General features: G+C 73.3%; 15 protein-coding genes. 9 read left to right on the forward strand and 6 right to left on the reverse strand.

Annotated elements, in window-relative coordinates:
• The first annotated feature begins 233 nt into the window (after nucleotides 1-233).
• Both ABZ573_RS16800 and ABZ573_RS16805 read left to right on the forward strand, forming a co-directional pair.
• Nucleotides 234-530 carry a hypothetical protein gene (locus ABZ573_RS16800; RefSeq protein WP_358118883.1) on the forward strand — a complete coding sequence of 99 codons (297 nt, stop codon included), beginning with the start codon at nucleotides 234-236 and terminating at the stop codon, nucleotides 528-530.
• 480 nt (nucleotides 531-1,010) lie between these two features.
• Complete coding sequence (locus ABZ573_RS16805) at nucleotides 1,011-1,721, forward strand: class I SAM-dependent methyltransferase (protein ID WP_327030099.1); 711 nt, start codon at nucleotides 1,011-1,013, stop codon at nucleotides 1,719-1,721.
• Nucleotides 1,722-1,887: 166 nt separating this feature from the next.
• Here ABZ573_RS16805 and ABZ573_RS16810 read toward each other — a convergent pair whose 3' ends face one another.
• Complete coding sequence (locus ABZ573_RS16810; RefSeq protein ID WP_327030100.1) at nucleotides 1,888-2,403, reverse strand: aminoglycoside adenylyltransferase; 516 nt, start codon at nucleotides 2,401-2,403, stop codon at nucleotides 1,888-1,890.
• Nucleotides 2,404-2,608: 205 nt separating this feature from the next.
• Here ABZ573_RS16810 and ABZ573_RS16815 point away from each other — a divergent pair, with 205 nt between their 5' ends.
• Nucleotides 2,609-3,388 (forward strand): DUF4253 domain-containing protein, encoded by a 780-nt coding sequence (locus ABZ573_RS16815; protein ID WP_358118886.1) that lies wholly within the window; start codon nucleotides 2,609-2,611, stop codon nucleotides 3,386-3,388.
• A gap of 173 nt (nucleotides 3,389-3,561) precedes the next feature.
• On the opposite strand, the gene ABZ573_RS16820 is transcribed toward ABZ573_RS16815, so the two are convergent.
• Together ABZ573_RS16820 and ABZ573_RS16825 are read right to left on the reverse strand one after the other, a co-directional pair.
• Complete coding sequence (locus ABZ573_RS16820) at nucleotides 3,562-4,659, reverse strand: hypothetical protein (RefSeq protein ID WP_358118888.1); 1,098 nt, start codon at nucleotides 4,657-4,659, stop codon at nucleotides 3,562-3,564.
• Between the two features lie 73 nt (nucleotides 4,660-4,732).
• Entirely contained in the window at nucleotides 4,733-5,053 is a 321-nt protein-coding gene (locus tag ABZ573_RS16825; RefSeq protein ID WP_132235558.1) for a helix-turn-helix transcriptional regulator, read from the reverse strand.
• Between the two features lie 106 nt (nucleotides 5,054-5,159).
• On the opposite strand from ABZ573_RS16825, the gene ABZ573_RS16830 reads away from it, so the two are divergent.
• Nucleotides 5,160-6,041 (forward strand): LLM class flavin-dependent oxidoreductase, encoded by an 882-nt coding sequence (locus ABZ573_RS16830; protein ID WP_358118890.1) that lies wholly within the window; start codon nucleotides 5,160-5,162, stop codon nucleotides 6,039-6,041.
• A 57-nt stretch (nucleotides 6,042-6,098) separates the two neighbouring features.
• Here the strand turns inward: ABZ573_RS16830 and ABZ573_RS16835 are convergent, their stop codons facing one another.
• Nucleotides 6,099-6,530: an ASCH domain-containing protein gene (locus tag ABZ573_RS16835; RefSeq protein WP_358118892.1), complete on the reverse strand. Its 432-nt coding sequence runs from the start codon at nucleotides 6,528-6,530 to the stop codon at nucleotides 6,099-6,101.
• Nucleotides 6,531-6,634: 104 nt separating this feature from the next.
• Here ABZ573_RS16835 and ABZ573_RS16840 point away from each other — a divergent pair, with 104 nt between their 5' ends.
• Nucleotides 6,635-7,171 carry an alpha/beta hydrolase gene (locus tag ABZ573_RS16840; RefSeq protein WP_151454360.1) on the forward strand — a complete coding sequence of 179 codons (537 nt, stop codon included), beginning with the start codon at nucleotides 6,635-6,637 and terminating at the stop codon, nucleotides 7,169-7,171.
• Here the strand turns inward: ABZ573_RS16840 and ABZ573_RS16845 are convergent.
• Nucleotides 7,159-8,367: a hypothetical protein gene (locus ABZ573_RS16845; RefSeq protein WP_358118894.1), complete on the reverse strand. Its 1,209-nt coding sequence runs from the start codon at nucleotides 8,365-8,367 to the stop codon at nucleotides 7,159-7,161. The two genes, ABZ573_RS16840 and ABZ573_RS16845, sit on opposite strands and share 13 nt — an antisense overlap.
• Before the next feature lie 33 nt (nucleotides 8,368-8,400).
• Nucleotides 8,401-8,952: a phosphoribosyltransferase gene (locus ABZ573_RS16850; protein ID WP_358118896.1), complete on the reverse strand. Its 552-nt coding sequence runs from the start codon at nucleotides 8,950-8,952 to the stop codon at nucleotides 8,401-8,403.
• 231 nt (nucleotides 8,953-9,183) lie between these two features.
• Between ABZ573_RS16850 and ABZ573_RS16855 the strand changes: the two genes are divergently transcribed.
• From ABZ573_RS16855 to ABZ573_RS16870, 4 genes are all read left to right on the forward strand, one after another.
• The gene (locus ABZ573_RS16855; protein WP_358118898.1) at nucleotides 9,184-9,825 is read left to right on the forward strand and encodes a septal ring lytic transglycosylase RlpA family protein; all 642 of its coding nucleotides are present in this window, start codon (nucleotides 9,184-9,186) and stop codon (nucleotides 9,823-9,825) included.
• Between the two features lie 100 nt (nucleotides 9,826-9,925).
• Entirely contained in the window at nucleotides 9,926-11,053 is a 1,128-nt protein-coding gene (locus ABZ573_RS16860; protein WP_151454363.1) for a PP2C family protein-serine/threonine phosphatase, read from the forward strand.
• 151 nt (nucleotides 11,054-11,204) lie between these two features.
• Complete coding sequence (locus ABZ573_RS16865; protein WP_358118900.1) at nucleotides 11,205-13,061, forward strand: acyl-CoA dehydrogenase; 1,857 nt, start codon at nucleotides 11,205-11,207, stop codon at nucleotides 13,059-13,061.
• A gap of 1,041 nt (nucleotides 13,062-14,102) precedes the next feature.
• Entirely contained in the window at nucleotides 14,103-14,372 is a 270-nt protein-coding gene (locus ABZ573_RS16870; RefSeq protein ID WP_013730795.1) for a DUF6458 family protein, read from the forward strand.
• Nucleotides 14,373-14,478 lie beyond the last annotated feature (106 nt).

The following is a 14,478-nucleotide window of genomic DNA, read 5'->3' on the forward strand; positions in this document are numbered from 1 at the left end:
CCGCCGTCGAGCTTCTGGTGATCCGCTGCCGCACCGGCTACGCCGGCTGCCCTCGGTCCCCCGAGTCACCCACACCGGCCTTCGGCGTTCCAAGGCCAATGATCTCGCCGCGTGCCATCAGCCCCGCGCATTCTCAGCCGGCCGGCGACCTCCGGTCGACATCGGACGGTCCACGACGCGCTCGGCGAGGAGACCCGCTAGCTCCTACCGCCGGGGTCCTCGATACTCACAGCGTGATCGACAAAGACTCTCACGCCCCATGGTTGCCTCGCGTTCCTCACCCGGCTGACAGCCCGGCGCTGCCCATCTACATGGTCATCTTCTTCTTCCTGGGTCTCGCCGGATTTGCCGTACACGGACTATCTGACGGAAGGGAAGCACTCGTCATTGCGAGCATCGTCTCGGGGGTGTTCTTCACGTGCTTCCTGATCCTGTTCGCGATCTACTGGATCGGTTACCTGCTGAAGGGACACGCCAACTGGCAAGCCGAGCGCCAGGCTGATTCCGACGGGCCATCCACGGGCCAGTAACCAGAGGGTTGGCCGGTCAGGTGGGCACGAAACGCAACCAAGCGGCCACCGGACACAGGCGTTTCGCGCTCCACGGCCGGTGGTGCGGCTCCTTCACGCGGACGGCGCGGTCACCGCTCACCGCCGGGCGAAGAGGGGAAACCCGCCGGGTGCGACTGAACCGGAGCAGCGCGCCGCCGAGAAACAGGAGTCCCAGCCCCAGGTCGGCCGCCGCGGTATCAGAGTCGCTTGAACGTCTGCGGCGACCGAGCCGGCAGTGGCTACTTCCGGCGTGTGGGCCAAGCTGCCCAAGCCGCAGCGACGGCACAGAGCATCAGGCAGACGAGGATGCAACTCAGCGCGCCGCAGAGCACCGCGCCGAGGGCTCCCAGACTCTCCACGGACATGATCGTTCCATGTTGAGGCCTTGACCAGGACGGGAGCCCTCGACCAACGTTCTCGTTGCCCTCGGGCACGGGCCCGCTGTCGTACCGTGTGCCGGTGAACAGCCAGGATCGCAGTACCTACCTGGCCGCCGCCGCGGCCAACCTGACCTTCAACTCGCCGCTCGGCGAGGAGCGGGTGGCGGACCTGGTCCGGCGACTGACCCCCACCGGGCCGGGCTGGCGGGCCCTGGACCTGGGCTGCGGCAACGGCGAGCTGCTCCTGCGGCTGTGCGAGGCCCACGGCATCGCCGGCGACGGCGTGGAACGCCACGCCATCGACTGTGAACGGGCCCGGCTGCGCGCGACGGAACGGGGAGCCGCCGAGCGGGTCACCTTCCACGGCGCGGACGCGGCCACCTGGGACCGGCCCGCCCACCTCGTCGTCAACGTCGGGGCCGGCCAGATCTGGGGCGACGCCGCGCGAGCCCTCGCCGCGCTGCACCGGCTCACGCTGCCCGGCGGCAGGCTGCTGTTCGCTGACGGCTTCTACCAGGCCAGCCCCGGTGTGCAGGTCCGCGAGATCTTCGGCGACATGCCCGACCTGGCTGGCCTGGCCCAGCTCGCCGTGGACGCCGGGTTCCGACCGCTGCACGTCGCCGTGTCCACCCTCGCCGAGTGGGACGACTTCGAGTCCGACTGGCGTGCGGGCATCGAGCGCCTCGGCACGCCGGAGGCGCGCGCGTTCGCCGACGAGCGGCGCGTCGAGTACCTCACCGGCTACCGCGACGTCGTCGGCTTCGGCTGGCTGATCCTGACACCGGCCTGACCGCCTGACCGCCGGCCCGCCGGACCGCTGCGCAGCGTGGATGTTCCCCGGGCGTGGGGCGGCGTCCGGGCTGAAGTCGTACCGGCCAGCCCGACGACGGGGCCCGGGCAGGTAGAGCCGCTGATGGACGGTTCCGGCGAAGCCCAGGTCCGGAGCGGCCGCTGGCTCAGGGTCTCCGTTCGTCGCCGGGCGCCGGGCGCGTGGCGAGGCGGTGCAGCCAGGCAAGGTCGGCGCGGTCCACGTCGCGCGGTTCGTAGCCGCTGTGGAACAGCAGCTGCTGGGTGACCGAGATGCAGTCGACCCGGCGACCGGCGATGGTGCCGGTGGTGAAGCAGCCCTTCGGCCAGCGGAAGGTGCCGCCGTCGAGGCTGGCCTGGTGGCCGTCGCCGGCCTCGTCGAACGCCAGCGGATGCAGGTCGACCCGCCCCCGCCCGTCGGCGACGACCTCGACGCGGACCGGCCGCCAGTCGGTCTCGACGACGTAGCCGAGCCGGCCGAGGGCGTTCAACGCCGCGGCCTCCTGCTCCGCGGCGACGGCCAGGTCCAGGTCGCGGTGCGCACGGGTCTGGTGTCCGACGAGCGCGTCGACGCCCCAGCCGCCGCCGATCCAGGCCCGGCACCCGGCGGCGGTGAGAGCGGCCAGGACGGCGTGGACCTCGTCGGCGTCCATGTCGGCGGTCACGACCACCGTTCTAGCCCCTGCGGGCAGGACTCAGCCACCGAAATCCACCGCCCGGGCCGGACGGCGGCGAGATCGCCGCGTTCACACCGAGCATCGACGGCGACCAGGCGCGGTGCCGCGGCACGACGAGCGGTCCGAGGCCCCGTAGGCCCGGGGCGTCGCGGGCAGGCCAGGATTGGTCGTACGGGCCGCCTACGCTCTCGCCGTGATTTCGGACCTCTCCCGGTTGCTGAGCTCGCTACCGCCCGCGACGCTGCCGCCCGGCCGCACCGTCGAGCCGGAGGACGGTGGACCGCCGCCGTACTGGCTGAGCGACGCCCCGGTCGATCCGGGACTGTGGGCGCGGATGCGGTCGCGGCATCCGGAGTCCGGGCTGTGGCCGCTGCTGCTGAGCGGGCTGTCGAGCGACGAGAGCCGCCCGTGGGCCGACGGCGAGGTGTCTCCGGCCGACATGTCGTCGCCGGAGCAGCACGACGTGGCGAAGGTGCTGGCCCGGTGGTGGGCCGACTGTGCGACGACCGGCGAGGACGGCACGTCGGACGTCACGGCCCCGTTCGGCCAGGACTGGCCCGGCCTCGCCCTGCCCGGCGACCTGGCGGAGGCGCCCGACGTGCTCGCCGACGAGTGCGCGGAGTTCCTCGTGGACGGGCGGACGCGTCTCGGGCTCGTGCCGGCCGCCCGCAGCGCGGACACGCTCGCCGTGGTGGGCTGGTACGGCCCGGCGAACCACACTGGCGACGCCGGGGAGATCTCGGCGGTGCTGCGGAGTTGGGAGGACCGGTTCGGCGTACGGGTGGTCGGCGTCGGGTTCGCCACCCTGAACCTCAGCGTCGCCGCGCCACCGACGTCGACCGGGCACGCCCTGGCGGTCGCGGCCGAGCACTTCGCCTTCTGCCCGGACAACGTCTGGCAGGGCGCCGGATCCCTGACCGCCTACGCCGAGCAGCTCCTCGGCCTGCACTCCTGGTCTTTCTGGTGGGACTGACGACGGATCGGAGCCGGTAGGACTGGCGCCGGAGAGCGTTTCGTCGGACACGGCCGCCGTCCGACGCCACCACGTCCGACGTCGGATATGACGCCATCAGGTCCGATGTCGGATACGGCCGCCGTCCGACGTCACCACGTCCGACGTCGCCCCGCCGCCCGATGCCCCGGCGGTCAGCCGACGGCGGCCGTCGGCTGCGGGCTGCGCCGGGGTACGGCGGCCAGCGCCAGCCCCAGCAGCGCGCTCGCCGCGCCCACCACGAACAGCAGTGAGCCGGCCGGCTGACCCAGCCACTCCCACAGCGGGTGCCACGTCGGGTGCGGCTCGGCGCGGTGATGCTGGAGCAGGCTGGGGACGGTCAGCAGTGCGGGCGTCCACCAGAGGAACAGGGTGATCGCGAACAGGACGCTGACCGCCCCCCGGGCGGGATGTCCCGCCTCGGTGCGCCGGCTGGCCCAGCCGAAGACCAGCCAGCCGAGGGCCGCTCCCAGCAGGCCACCGGCGACGCCGGCCGGCAGCACGGCCGGCGGGGCCGTCCGGCTCAGCGCCAGCGACAAATTGCTGCCGTCGGGCGAGGGCGGGGCGGCCACCTGGAGCTGGAGGACCGTGTCGCCGCGCCGGGCGAGCAGGGTGGTGTCGGTGATCGTGACGACCTGGACGCACGTCTTGTCGACACAGCCCGGGTTGCTGCGGACCTCCGGCTCGTACACCTGCCAGCCGGTCTCGCGCAGGCGCCGCTGCGCCAGGGCGAGCGTCTCGTCGGCGGGCATCGGGGGTGTGCCGGCCGTGCCGGCCACGACGGCGCTCTGCTGGTATTCGCCGCCGTCCCCGAGCAGCAGGTTGTCCAGCGCCCGGACGGTGAGCGGCTGGCTGTAGAAGGTGAAGAAGGCCGGCGCCAGGTCGACGTCGCCGAGGTCGTGACCGGGCAGCACGGCGGCGAAGAGGGCGGCGGTCTCGGCCCGGTCGGGCTGCGGCGGAGAGGTCTCCCAGGCGGCCCGGGTGGCGAGGGCGGCGGTGAACAGGCCGCAGATGACGGCGGTGAGGGTGGCCCAGACGCCGACCGTGCGGCTGGCCGGTCGTCCCAGCCGGCAACGCAGGCCGTGCCGGATCAGGTTGGCGGCCTCGCGCGACGTCGGCCGGGTGCGGTCCGGTGGCGCCGCGTCCAGCAGTACCCCGACCATCTCGTCGGCCCGGGCCTGCCGGTAGGCGCGGGGGTGGCAGAACAACAGCCGCCGGTAGCGGCGGGCGAGCGGGTCGCCGGTCGTCGGCATGACTGTCCTTCCGATCGGTACGCACCGGCGGGCCGGTGCGGGTGCGGCAGACGCGGGTGCGGGTGCGGGGCGGTCAGGCGGTGCCGGGGCGGAGCGCCCGCAGCCGGCTCTCGGCGGCGGTGGCGAGCTGGCGCAGCCGGGCGGTCTCGACGTCCAGGGCGCGGATCCCGTCGGGGGTGAGGCGGTAGTAGCGGCGGAGCCGGCCGTCGACGGTCTCCTCGCGGTCGGGTGCGACGAGCCCCTGGGCGTGCAGCCGGTCGAGCGCGGCGTAGAGGGTGCCGGGCAGCAGGGTGACGCGCTGCGCGGACAGGGCGGTGACCTCGCGGATGATGCCGTAGCCGTGCCGGGGGCCACCGGCAAGTGCGGTGAGGATCAGGAACGTTGGCTCTCGCATCGCGGTCACGGGCGACACCATATTCAGATCATCGATATATGGTCAAGGCCCGCCCCGACCGCGACGGCCTGGCCCGCCCTCCGCCACGAGGCCTAGGCTGGCGATCATGCGGATTGGCATCGTGATCCTTCCCGACCAGCGTTGGTCCGACTCGCGTCGCCGCTGGTCGCAGGTGGACGAGTGGGGCTTCGACCACGCCTGGACGTACGACCACCTGGGCTGGCGGGACCTGGTCGACGGGCCCTGGTTCGACTCCGTGACCACGCTGACCGCCGCCGCGACGGTGACCTCCCGGATCCGGCTCGGCACGCTGGTCGCCTCGCCGAACTTCCGTCACCCGGCCGCGTTCGCCCGGCAGGTCACCGCGCTCGACGACGTCTCCGGCGGGCGGCTGCTGCTCGGCCTCGGCGCGGGCGGCATCGGCTTCGACTCGGCCGTCCTGGGCGGGGAGACGCTGCCGCCGCGCCAACGGGTGGACCGGCTCGCCGAGTTCGCCGAGCTGCTCGACCTCATCCTGCGCGAGGACGGCACGACCTGGCGCGGGGAGTGGTTCACCGCCGTGGACGCGCGGAACAACCCGGGCTGCGTACAGACGCCCCGGGTGCCGTTCGTGATGGCCGCCAACGGGCCCCGGTCGATGCGGCTGGTGGCGCGGTTCGGCCAGGGCTGGGTCACCACCGGGCCCGACGAGGACGACCTGGAGCGCTGGTGGGACGGGGTGGCCGAGGCCGCCGCCCGGATGGACGCGACGCTCGCCGCGGCGGGTCGGGACCCGGGCACCCTGGACCGCTACCTCTCGCTCGACTCCGCGCCGGTCTTCTCGCTGCGCAGCGCCGAGTTCTTCGCCGACCAGGTCGGCCGGGCCGCCGCCCTCGGCTTCACCGACGTGGTCACCCACTGGCCCCGGGCCAGCAGCTGGTATGCCGGCGACGAGGCCGTCCTGGCGGACGTCGCCACCCGCCTGCTGCCCGAGCTGCGTCGCGCCTGACCGGGCGCCCTCGCCGGAGACGTCAGCCCGGCCGGCGGACGCGTCGAGCCGGCGACCTCAGGTGCCGAGGTCTCCGGTGGTGATGCCGCCGTCGCCGCCGGAGACCAACCGGAACCGGATGCAGACCACCTTGCTGTCGTCGGTGACGGGGGTGCCCACGCGCGCCCAGTAGGCGGCGTGACCGGCGCGCCACTCCTCGATGGAACGATCCCCCTCCCCTTCGGAGCGGGCGAAGTCCCACGGCACGTCCGCGAAGCGGACCACCTCGACGCCGGTGACCTCCACGACGCCGACCAGCGCGTCCTCGTCGTCGACGAGGACCAGCCGCTCGCCGGCGTGCTCCAGCTCCTCGCCCTCCTCGGCGTACTCGGTGGTCAGCCCGGCGGTCGCCGTCTTCACCCCGGCGAGCACCAGGGCGTTGAGCCGCGTACGCAGCTCACCGGGAGTGCCGAGGGCGAGGGTGCGCAGTCCACCGATCCGAGGCCACATCCTGCCGACCGTACCGTCGCCGTCGATCAACCGTCGTGGCATTTCCGCCCCCACCGTCGGTGCGGCGGGCGCTACGGTGGGTGGGGCGACGATCGGGAGGCGGCATGGCGGACAGGCGCGCGGTGCTTATCCCCGGCCGGGGCTACGACACCCGGTTCCCCCTCTTCGTCTACGCCGGCGAGGCGCTGCGCCGCGTCGGCTACGCCCTGCACGCCCTCTCGTGGGAGGTGCCGGAGCAGTTCGCCCCCGACCGCGACGGGCCGGGGCCGGCCATCGAATGGGTGGTCGGGCAGGTCGCCCCGACCCTCGCCGAGCCGACGCACCTGCTGGTCGGCAAGTCGCTCGGCTCGATGGCCACGCCGCTCGCGGCCGACCGCGGGCTGCCGGCCGTCTGGCTCACCCCGCTGCTGCACGTGCCCGCCGTGGTCGACGGCCTGCGCCGCGCCACCGCACCGTTCCTGCTGGTGGGCGGCACGGCGGACCCGTCCTGGGACGGCCCGCTCGCCCGCCGGCTCACCCCGCACGTGGTGGAGATCGAGCAGGCCGACCACGCGCTGATGGTGCCGGGCCCGCTGGCCCGCTCGGCGGAGGCGCTCGGCCGGGTCTGCACGTCGGTCGAGGACTTCGTTCAGATCAGGTGACCGGCATAGCCGGCGGCGGCGAGCACCCGCTCGTCGCCGCTCGCCGCGTGCGCGTCCAGCACCGCGTCGGCCAGCTTCACCACGTGCGCGTCGCCGTGCCGGGCGGCCCGGGCGAAGACCTCCGCCGGGGCGCCGGCAGCCAACGTCGATGGCGCGGCCGGGCGCTCCGGGGCGTACACCGAGGTCACGGCCGCCGTCGCGGACCAGGCCGCGGCGACGCTCGCCGCCCACAGCGCCGGATCGAGAGCCGGCAGCGTACGCAGCACCGCCGTCGGGGCGGTCACCGCGTGCACCAGCATCACGGGCTCGGCGTGCCCGAAGCGCAGGTAGTCGAGGCTGGCGGCGTGCACCAGCGCGACCAGGTCCCGCTCGGCCCCGGCCGGTGTCCCCGCCGACCGCAGCGCCGCCACCGCGGCCGGCCACCGCGGTACGGCTGGCAGCCGGCCCAGTCGTTCCCGGATGCCCCCGGTCCGGTCGGCGATGCGGGGCAACCCGGCCAGCGCGGCGGCGACGTGCGGCGCGACATCGCCGGCGACTGGGGTGCCCGGGGTCGGCAGGTCTCGTCCGGCCGGGTCGCCCGCGGTCGACGGGTGCCATGCGTCCGGCCGGGCGTGGCCGTCGCCGGGGACAGCGCCTTCCCCGGCCAACGCGGCGTGATCCGCGTCGACCGTTCCCGCACCGCTGGGTCGGTCGGCGCCGGGGACCGGCTGCCACCGGGCGGCCCAGTAGGCGAGGGCCTGGCCCAGCTCGGCGAGCCGCTCCGGGCTCTCCGCCGCCTCGCGCGGGGCGCTGCCGGGCGGCCGGGCGGGTGCCCCCAGGGCGCGGACGGCGTGACCGACCCGGATGACGCCGTGGGTGGCACCGGCGGCGATGCCCGGCAGCAGCCGGGGCCACCAGGTGCCGAGCACCTCCCGCCAGGGCCGTTCCCGCAGCTCCCGGTCGAAGTGGGCCAGCCAGTCCCCGGCCCGCTTCGGGTCGCCGAGCGCCTCGCGCCAGTCCTCGATCGGCCGCAGGCCGCGCGGCAGCTCGTCCAACCGCCCCAGGTACGCGTCCAGCCAGCGGTGCACCACCCCGTCGTGGCCGTGCCGGACCAGCGCCTCCACGGCCATCGGCCCGTGGTTCGAGAGCCAGCCCTTGTACTCGGGGCCGGTGCGGTGCAGCCGTCGGTACGCCTCGTCCAGGATCTCCTCACCCATGCGGCGATCCTCCGACCTCAACCGAGGTTCAGGTCAAGCCGTGAGATCCGCCCCGTCCACGAGCCCCCGTACGCGCAGCTCGGCGGCGATCGCCGGAGGGCAGTCCAGCACGACCGTGGCGGTGCCGACCGGTTCCGCGCCCCGCGCGGCGCAGATCTCGTAGAGCGCGCGGACCTGTGCCCCGGTGGCCACCCAGTCGTCCACCACCAGCACCCGGTCACCCCCTTGCAGGCCGTGGTCCCGCACGGCCAGGTCGACCCGTCGGCCCCGGAAGTCCGGCGGGCTCTGCGCCCAGGTGAGCGCCCCGGCGGGCAGCCGACCGTCGCCCGGCTTGTGGGCCGGCACGAAGCCGACGCCGAGCGCCGTCGCGGCGAGCGGACCGAGCAGGTATCCGGTGACCGCCGGCGAGACGACCACCGTCGGCCGGGCGGCCCGGAACGGCTCCACGAGGGCCGGTCCCAGCCGGGCGAGGACCTCCGGGTCCCGCCACCAGCCGGAGACGTCGCTGACCAGGTGCGTGGCGCCGGGGCCGGGATCGGTCCACCTGACCAGCGCGGCGAGGCGTCCGCTCAGCTCGGAGGGCATGGACCCATCCTGCGCCACGCGGTCTGGCCGACCGCCGGGTGGGTGAGCCCGACGGGGACCGGGCCGGGCGGTCCGCCCCGTACCCGGGCCGCCCGGCCCACGTCGGATCGGATGATCGGCTACACGTATCACTGCAATTGCGGTCATACCACCATGATCACGTTGACTTCGGATGTGCTTCTCTCGTTACGGTCCGATCCGGTTTGTTCAGATGACGAAAGGACCGGGCCGGTGGCTGGCAGGCACTCCCGTACCCGCATGTTCTCCTCGCCGGCCGGCATCGCGGCCACCGCAGCGGTCGGGGTCGCCCTCGCCGTCGGCGGCACCGTCGGCGCCGTCCAGCTGACCTCGGACGCGGAGCCCGCCCGGCCGACCGCGGTCGACCTCGCGCCCACCGGCCTGCCGACCAGCGCGGCCCCCAGCTCCCCGGCCACCCCGCCGGCCGCCTCGCCGAGCGCCAGCGCGTCGCCGAGCGCGACCGCCGCCCCCAAGGCCAGCCGGTCCGCCCAGGCCCCCTCCCGGAGCAAGCCACGCACCGCGGCGCCGAAGCCCACCGCGACGAAGAAGAGCAGCACCGTCCGCCCGGTCGTCGACAGCGGCTCGTGCGGCGCGTCGTTCTACTCCGAGGGGCAGCTCACCGCCAACGGCGAGAACTTCGATCCGTCCGCGCTGACCGCCGCCCACAAGACCCTGCCGTTCAACACGAAGGTCCGGGTCACCAACCCGGCGAACGGCAAGTCCGTGACGGTACGCGTCAACGACCGTGGCCCGTTCATCGAGGGGCGTTGCCTCGACCTGTCCCGGGCCGCGTTCGCCCAGATCGCCTCGCTCGACGCCGGCCACGTGGAGGTCCGCTACGAGGTGCTCGGCTGAGCGCCGGCCGGGTGGCGATCGGTCCGGCGACACGATCCGGGTGGGCAGAACATCCTCGGACGACGGGCCAGGTTCATTCACCCGCTCACGTCCATCAGGCATGCTGTCCCTCGTACGCACGCGACCCTTCCAGTCGGGCCCCGGCCCACTGAGCCCCGGATCCCGCGCCGGCCTCGGCGCGGCCTTCGTCCTGCTCGCGATCGTCTCGGCCGTGGAACTGGCCGACGGCCGTCCGGCGAACTACATCGCGCTCATGGTGGCCGCGCCGTTCCTGACCGCCGCGCTGGCGTCGTGGCGGATCGTGCTCGGCGTGGGCCTGGCCGCCACGGCCCTGGGCACCGGCTTCGCGCTCTGGGAGGCGACCGCGGCGCTGCCCACCACGGTCGCCGTCGCGGGCATCGCGCTGGGCACCGCCATCGCGGTGGCCACGGCGGCCGTACGGCAGCGGCAGGCCGAACGCATCGCCGAGCTGTCCCGGCTGGCCTCGGTCGCCCAGCAGGCAGTGCTGCGCCCGCTCGGGCCGCAGGTCGGCACGCTCTCGGTGGCCGCCAGGTACATCTCGTCCACCGCCACCGCCGAGATCGGCGGTGACCTGTACGAGGCGGTCGACACGCCGTACGGGGTGCGGATGATCATCGGCGACGTGCGGGGCAAGGGCCTAGACGCGGTGCGACTCGCCAGCATCGTGCTGGGTTCGTACCGGCACGTGGCGTACGAGCGGGCGGACCTGCGGGCCGTCGTGACCGACCTGGACCGGGCGGTGGCCCGGAGCGTGGGTGACGAGGACTTCGTCACCGCCGCGCTGGTCGAGGAGCGGGGCGGGACGCTCACCATCGTCAACTGCGGCCACCCGCCGCCGCTGCTGCTGCGCCGGGGCGCCGTCATCCCGCTCGAACCGCCGGCCCCCGCCCCGCCGCTGGGCTTCATGCCGGTGGTACGCCCCCGGGTCGAGCGGCTGGAGCCCGGCGACCGGCTGCTGCTCTTCACCGACGGGCTCGGCGAGGCCCGCCGGGACGGGGAGTTCTTCCCGACCGCCGACCGGGCCTGGCGGCTGCTCGGCCACGGCACCGTCGGCGACGGGCTCGCCTCGCTGGAGACCGCCCTGGTCGAGTGGGTGCACGGCCGGCTCGACGACGACATCGCCCTGGTCCTGATGGAGTACACGGGCTCGCGCGGCGCCGCCACGGTGGCCGTCCCCAGCTGGGAAGTCGGCGCGGCCGAGAGCTGAGCCGGGGCCGCTCGGCGCCTGCCTTCGCAACCCGAACGACAAGTGTGTAATCGCCGTCACTTCGGTGATCGGCTTGTCGCTGCCTACCCATCGGTAATACAGTCTGGAGTTACTGATCGGTAACACCTGTCCGGAAGCGGGGCCAGCGAGCATGACCCACTACAAGAGCAACCTTCGGGACCTCGAGTTCAACCTCTTCGAGGTCTTCGGGGCGGACCAGGCGTTCAGCCAGGAGCCGTACACGGACCTGGACGTCGACACCGCACGCGACATCCTCGCCGAGGTCGACCGCCTCGCCCGTGAGGATCTGGCCGCCAGCTACACGGACAGCGACCGCAACCCGCCGGTCTTCGACCCGGCCACGCACACCGCGCCGCTGCCGGAGTCGTTCAAGAAGTCGTACCGGGCGTTCATGAACTCCGAGTTCTGGCGGCTGGAGCTCCCGACGGAGCTGGACGGCAGCAACGCGCCCCGGGCGCTCGTGTGGTCCCTCGCCGAGCTGATCCTCGGCGCCAACGCGGCCGTGTGGATGTACTCCTCCGGCCCGTCCTTCGCGCACGTGCTGCACGTCGAGGGCACCGAGCAGCAGAAGCGGTGGGCGAAGCTCTTCGCCGACAAGCAGTGGGGCTCCACGATGGTGCTCACCGAGCCGGACGCCGGCTCGGACGTGGGCGCTGGCCGGGCCCGCGCCATCCAGCAGCCCGACGGCTCCTGGCACATCGAGGGCGTGAAGCGCTTCATCACGTCCGCCGAGCACGACCTGAGCGACAACATCATCCACTACGTGCTGGCCCGCCCGGTCGGCGTCGAGGGCGTCGGTGGCCCGGGCACCAAGGGCCTCTCCCTCTTCGTGGTGCCGAAGTACCACTTCGACGAGAACACCGGTGAGCTGGGCGAGCGCAACGGCGTCTTCGCCACCAACGTCGAGCACAAGATGGGCCTGAAGGTCTCCAACACCTGCGAGGTGACCTTCGGCGAGCACGGCGTACCGGCCAAGGGCTGGCTGCTGGGCGAGAAGCACGAGGGCATCCGGCAGATGTTCATGATCATCGAGAACGCCCGGATGATGGTCGGCACCAAGGCCATCGCCACCCTCTCGACCGGCTACCTGAACGCCCTCGAGTACGCCAAGAGCCGGGTGCAGGGCGCCGACCTGACCCAGATGGCGGACAAGACCGCGCCGCGCGTCACGATCACCCACCACCCGGACGTCCGCCGCTCGCTGCTGCTGCAGAAGGCGTACGCCGAGGGCCTGCGCGCCCTGGTCTGCTACACCGCCACCTGGCAGGACAAGGTCGCCATCGCCGAGGCGGCGGGCGACGAGAAGGCGACCAAGCTCGCCAAGCGGGTCAACGACCTGCTCCTCCCGCTGGTCAAGGGCGTCGGCTCGGAGCGGGCGTACGAGCTGCTCGGGCACGAGTCGCTGCAGACCTTCGGTGGCTCCGGCTTCCTCCAGGACTACCCCCTGGAGCAGTACGTCCGGGACGCGAAGATCGACACCCTCTACGAGGGCACGACGGCGATCCAGAGCCTCGACCTCATCTTCCGGAAGATCGTCCGGGACAACGGCAAGGCCCTGATGGCGGTCGCCGGCGAGATCCAGGAGTTCATCGCCACCGAGGCCGGCAACGGTCAGCTCAAGGAGGAGCGGCTGGCGCTGGGCAAGGCGCTCGCCGAGATCCAGAACATGCTGGGCGTCATGACCGGCTGGCTGGGCGAGGCGCAGGGCGGCGACACCCGGGCGCTCTACAAGGTCGGCCTGAGCAGCCGCCGCTTCCTGCTGGCGATCGGCGACCTGGTCGTCGGTTGGCTGCTCCAGAAGCAGGCCGACGTGGCCCTGAAGGCCCTGGCCGGCGAGGTCTCCGCCGCCAACAAGGCGTTCTACACCGGCAAGGTGGCCGCCGCCCGGTTCTTCGCCCGCGAGGTGCTGCCCCGCATCGGCGCCGACCGGCGGATCGTCGAGAGCACCGGCCTGGACGTCATGGACCTCCCGGAGGAAGCCTTCTGAGGTACGCCGTGGCGCGCCACGGCGCGGCGGCGGGGTCGGGAACGACCCGGAGATGATCGGCACGACGGCCGGCGGGCAACAGCTCGCCGGCCGTCGTCGTCCACCCGCCGGCCGGCCCCGAAACCGCCCCGGGCGTCGCCGAAGGTGTCGTCGGAGGCACGCGAGTCACCCCCGAAAGAGCGTGCTCCCGCCGCCTCCGCCCCTCGCGCCAGCGCGCTCCGCGCTGCCAGCGCCCCCTCGCGCGAGCGTGCTCCCGCTGCCTTCGCCCCTCCGCCCCTCCGCCCGTCCGCGCGAGCCTGGTCTCGCTGCCTCCGACCGTCGCGAGCCTGGTTCGCTGCCTTTCGTCGGCGGCCCGCACCCTGCACCACGAGGGCACGTCAGGTCGCCGCCCCGCGCTGTCCACCCCACCCCACCCCACCCCCCGCCGCGCCGTGCATGTTGATCATGAAGTTATGGCCTACGGAAAGCGCATTCCAAGGCAATAACCTCATGATCAACACCGAAAAGGGTGCGGAAGCGCGGGCAGGGGCGCGGCCGGGCCTGGGCGGGGCTGAGGCAGGGCTGGACCCAGGTCGGGTGCGGAGTGGGTCTGGGATCAAGCCGACCACGCAGCGTCATCAATCGGCCGCCTCTCCGACTTGCCCCTCGCCGCCCTTTGCTCTGCATCCACGGAGGCGCCAGCAACTCTGGGTGCCTGTTGCGTCCATGGATGCAAAGCAAAGCGTCTGGGCAGGGGTGCCGGTGAGGGTGTCGGTCGCATCCAGTGGTTAGCAATTAGGCATGATGCCCGTTTTTGCGGGCGGTGCTGCCTGGTGGCCGTAGTTACGGCGAGTAGCGGCACGGATTTTGGGGTTGCAGTCACCGTGTGCAGTCGTGGCGGCGCAATCGGGTCGGTCCGGAAGAGCGGTGGCTGGCCCGCCGGTGTGGGTTCCGCCGGCTATTCGGGGACGCCATCCGGGTAGCCGGGCGGTGTGGTGGGTAACCGTCGCGAGGCCACGTCAGAGAACGCCCAGAGCCACCGCACGGGGGAGTGCAGCGCACATGGGCATTGGTAGCGGAATCTTCCTGATCGCCATCGGCGCGATCCTGACCTTCGCCATCAGAGCCAACGTCTGGTGGGTCGACCTGCGCGCGGTCGGCTGGGTGTTCATCCTGGCCGGGCTGGGCGTCCTGCTTACCACGCTCTGGTTCTGGCAGGACCGGCGGAAGCGGGCGCGGACCCTGATCGTCGAGGAGAACCGGCTCTCGCACCCGACCGCGATGATGCCGCCGCCGCCCGATCCGCCGCCGCCGACGGCACCACCGTCCTGAGCCACCGCGTCCGACGGCGCCAAGCGCTGAACCACCGACGGCACCACCGCCACCGAGCCATCGGCGGCGCCACCACCGGCCTGAGTCACCGCCGACGGTGCCACCG

This window comes from Micromonospora sp. NPDC007220 (genome assembly GCF_040634035.1).
Classification (GTDB): Bacteria; Actinomycetota; Actinomycetes; order Mycobacteriales; family Micromonosporaceae; genus Micromonospora; species Micromonospora reichwaldensis.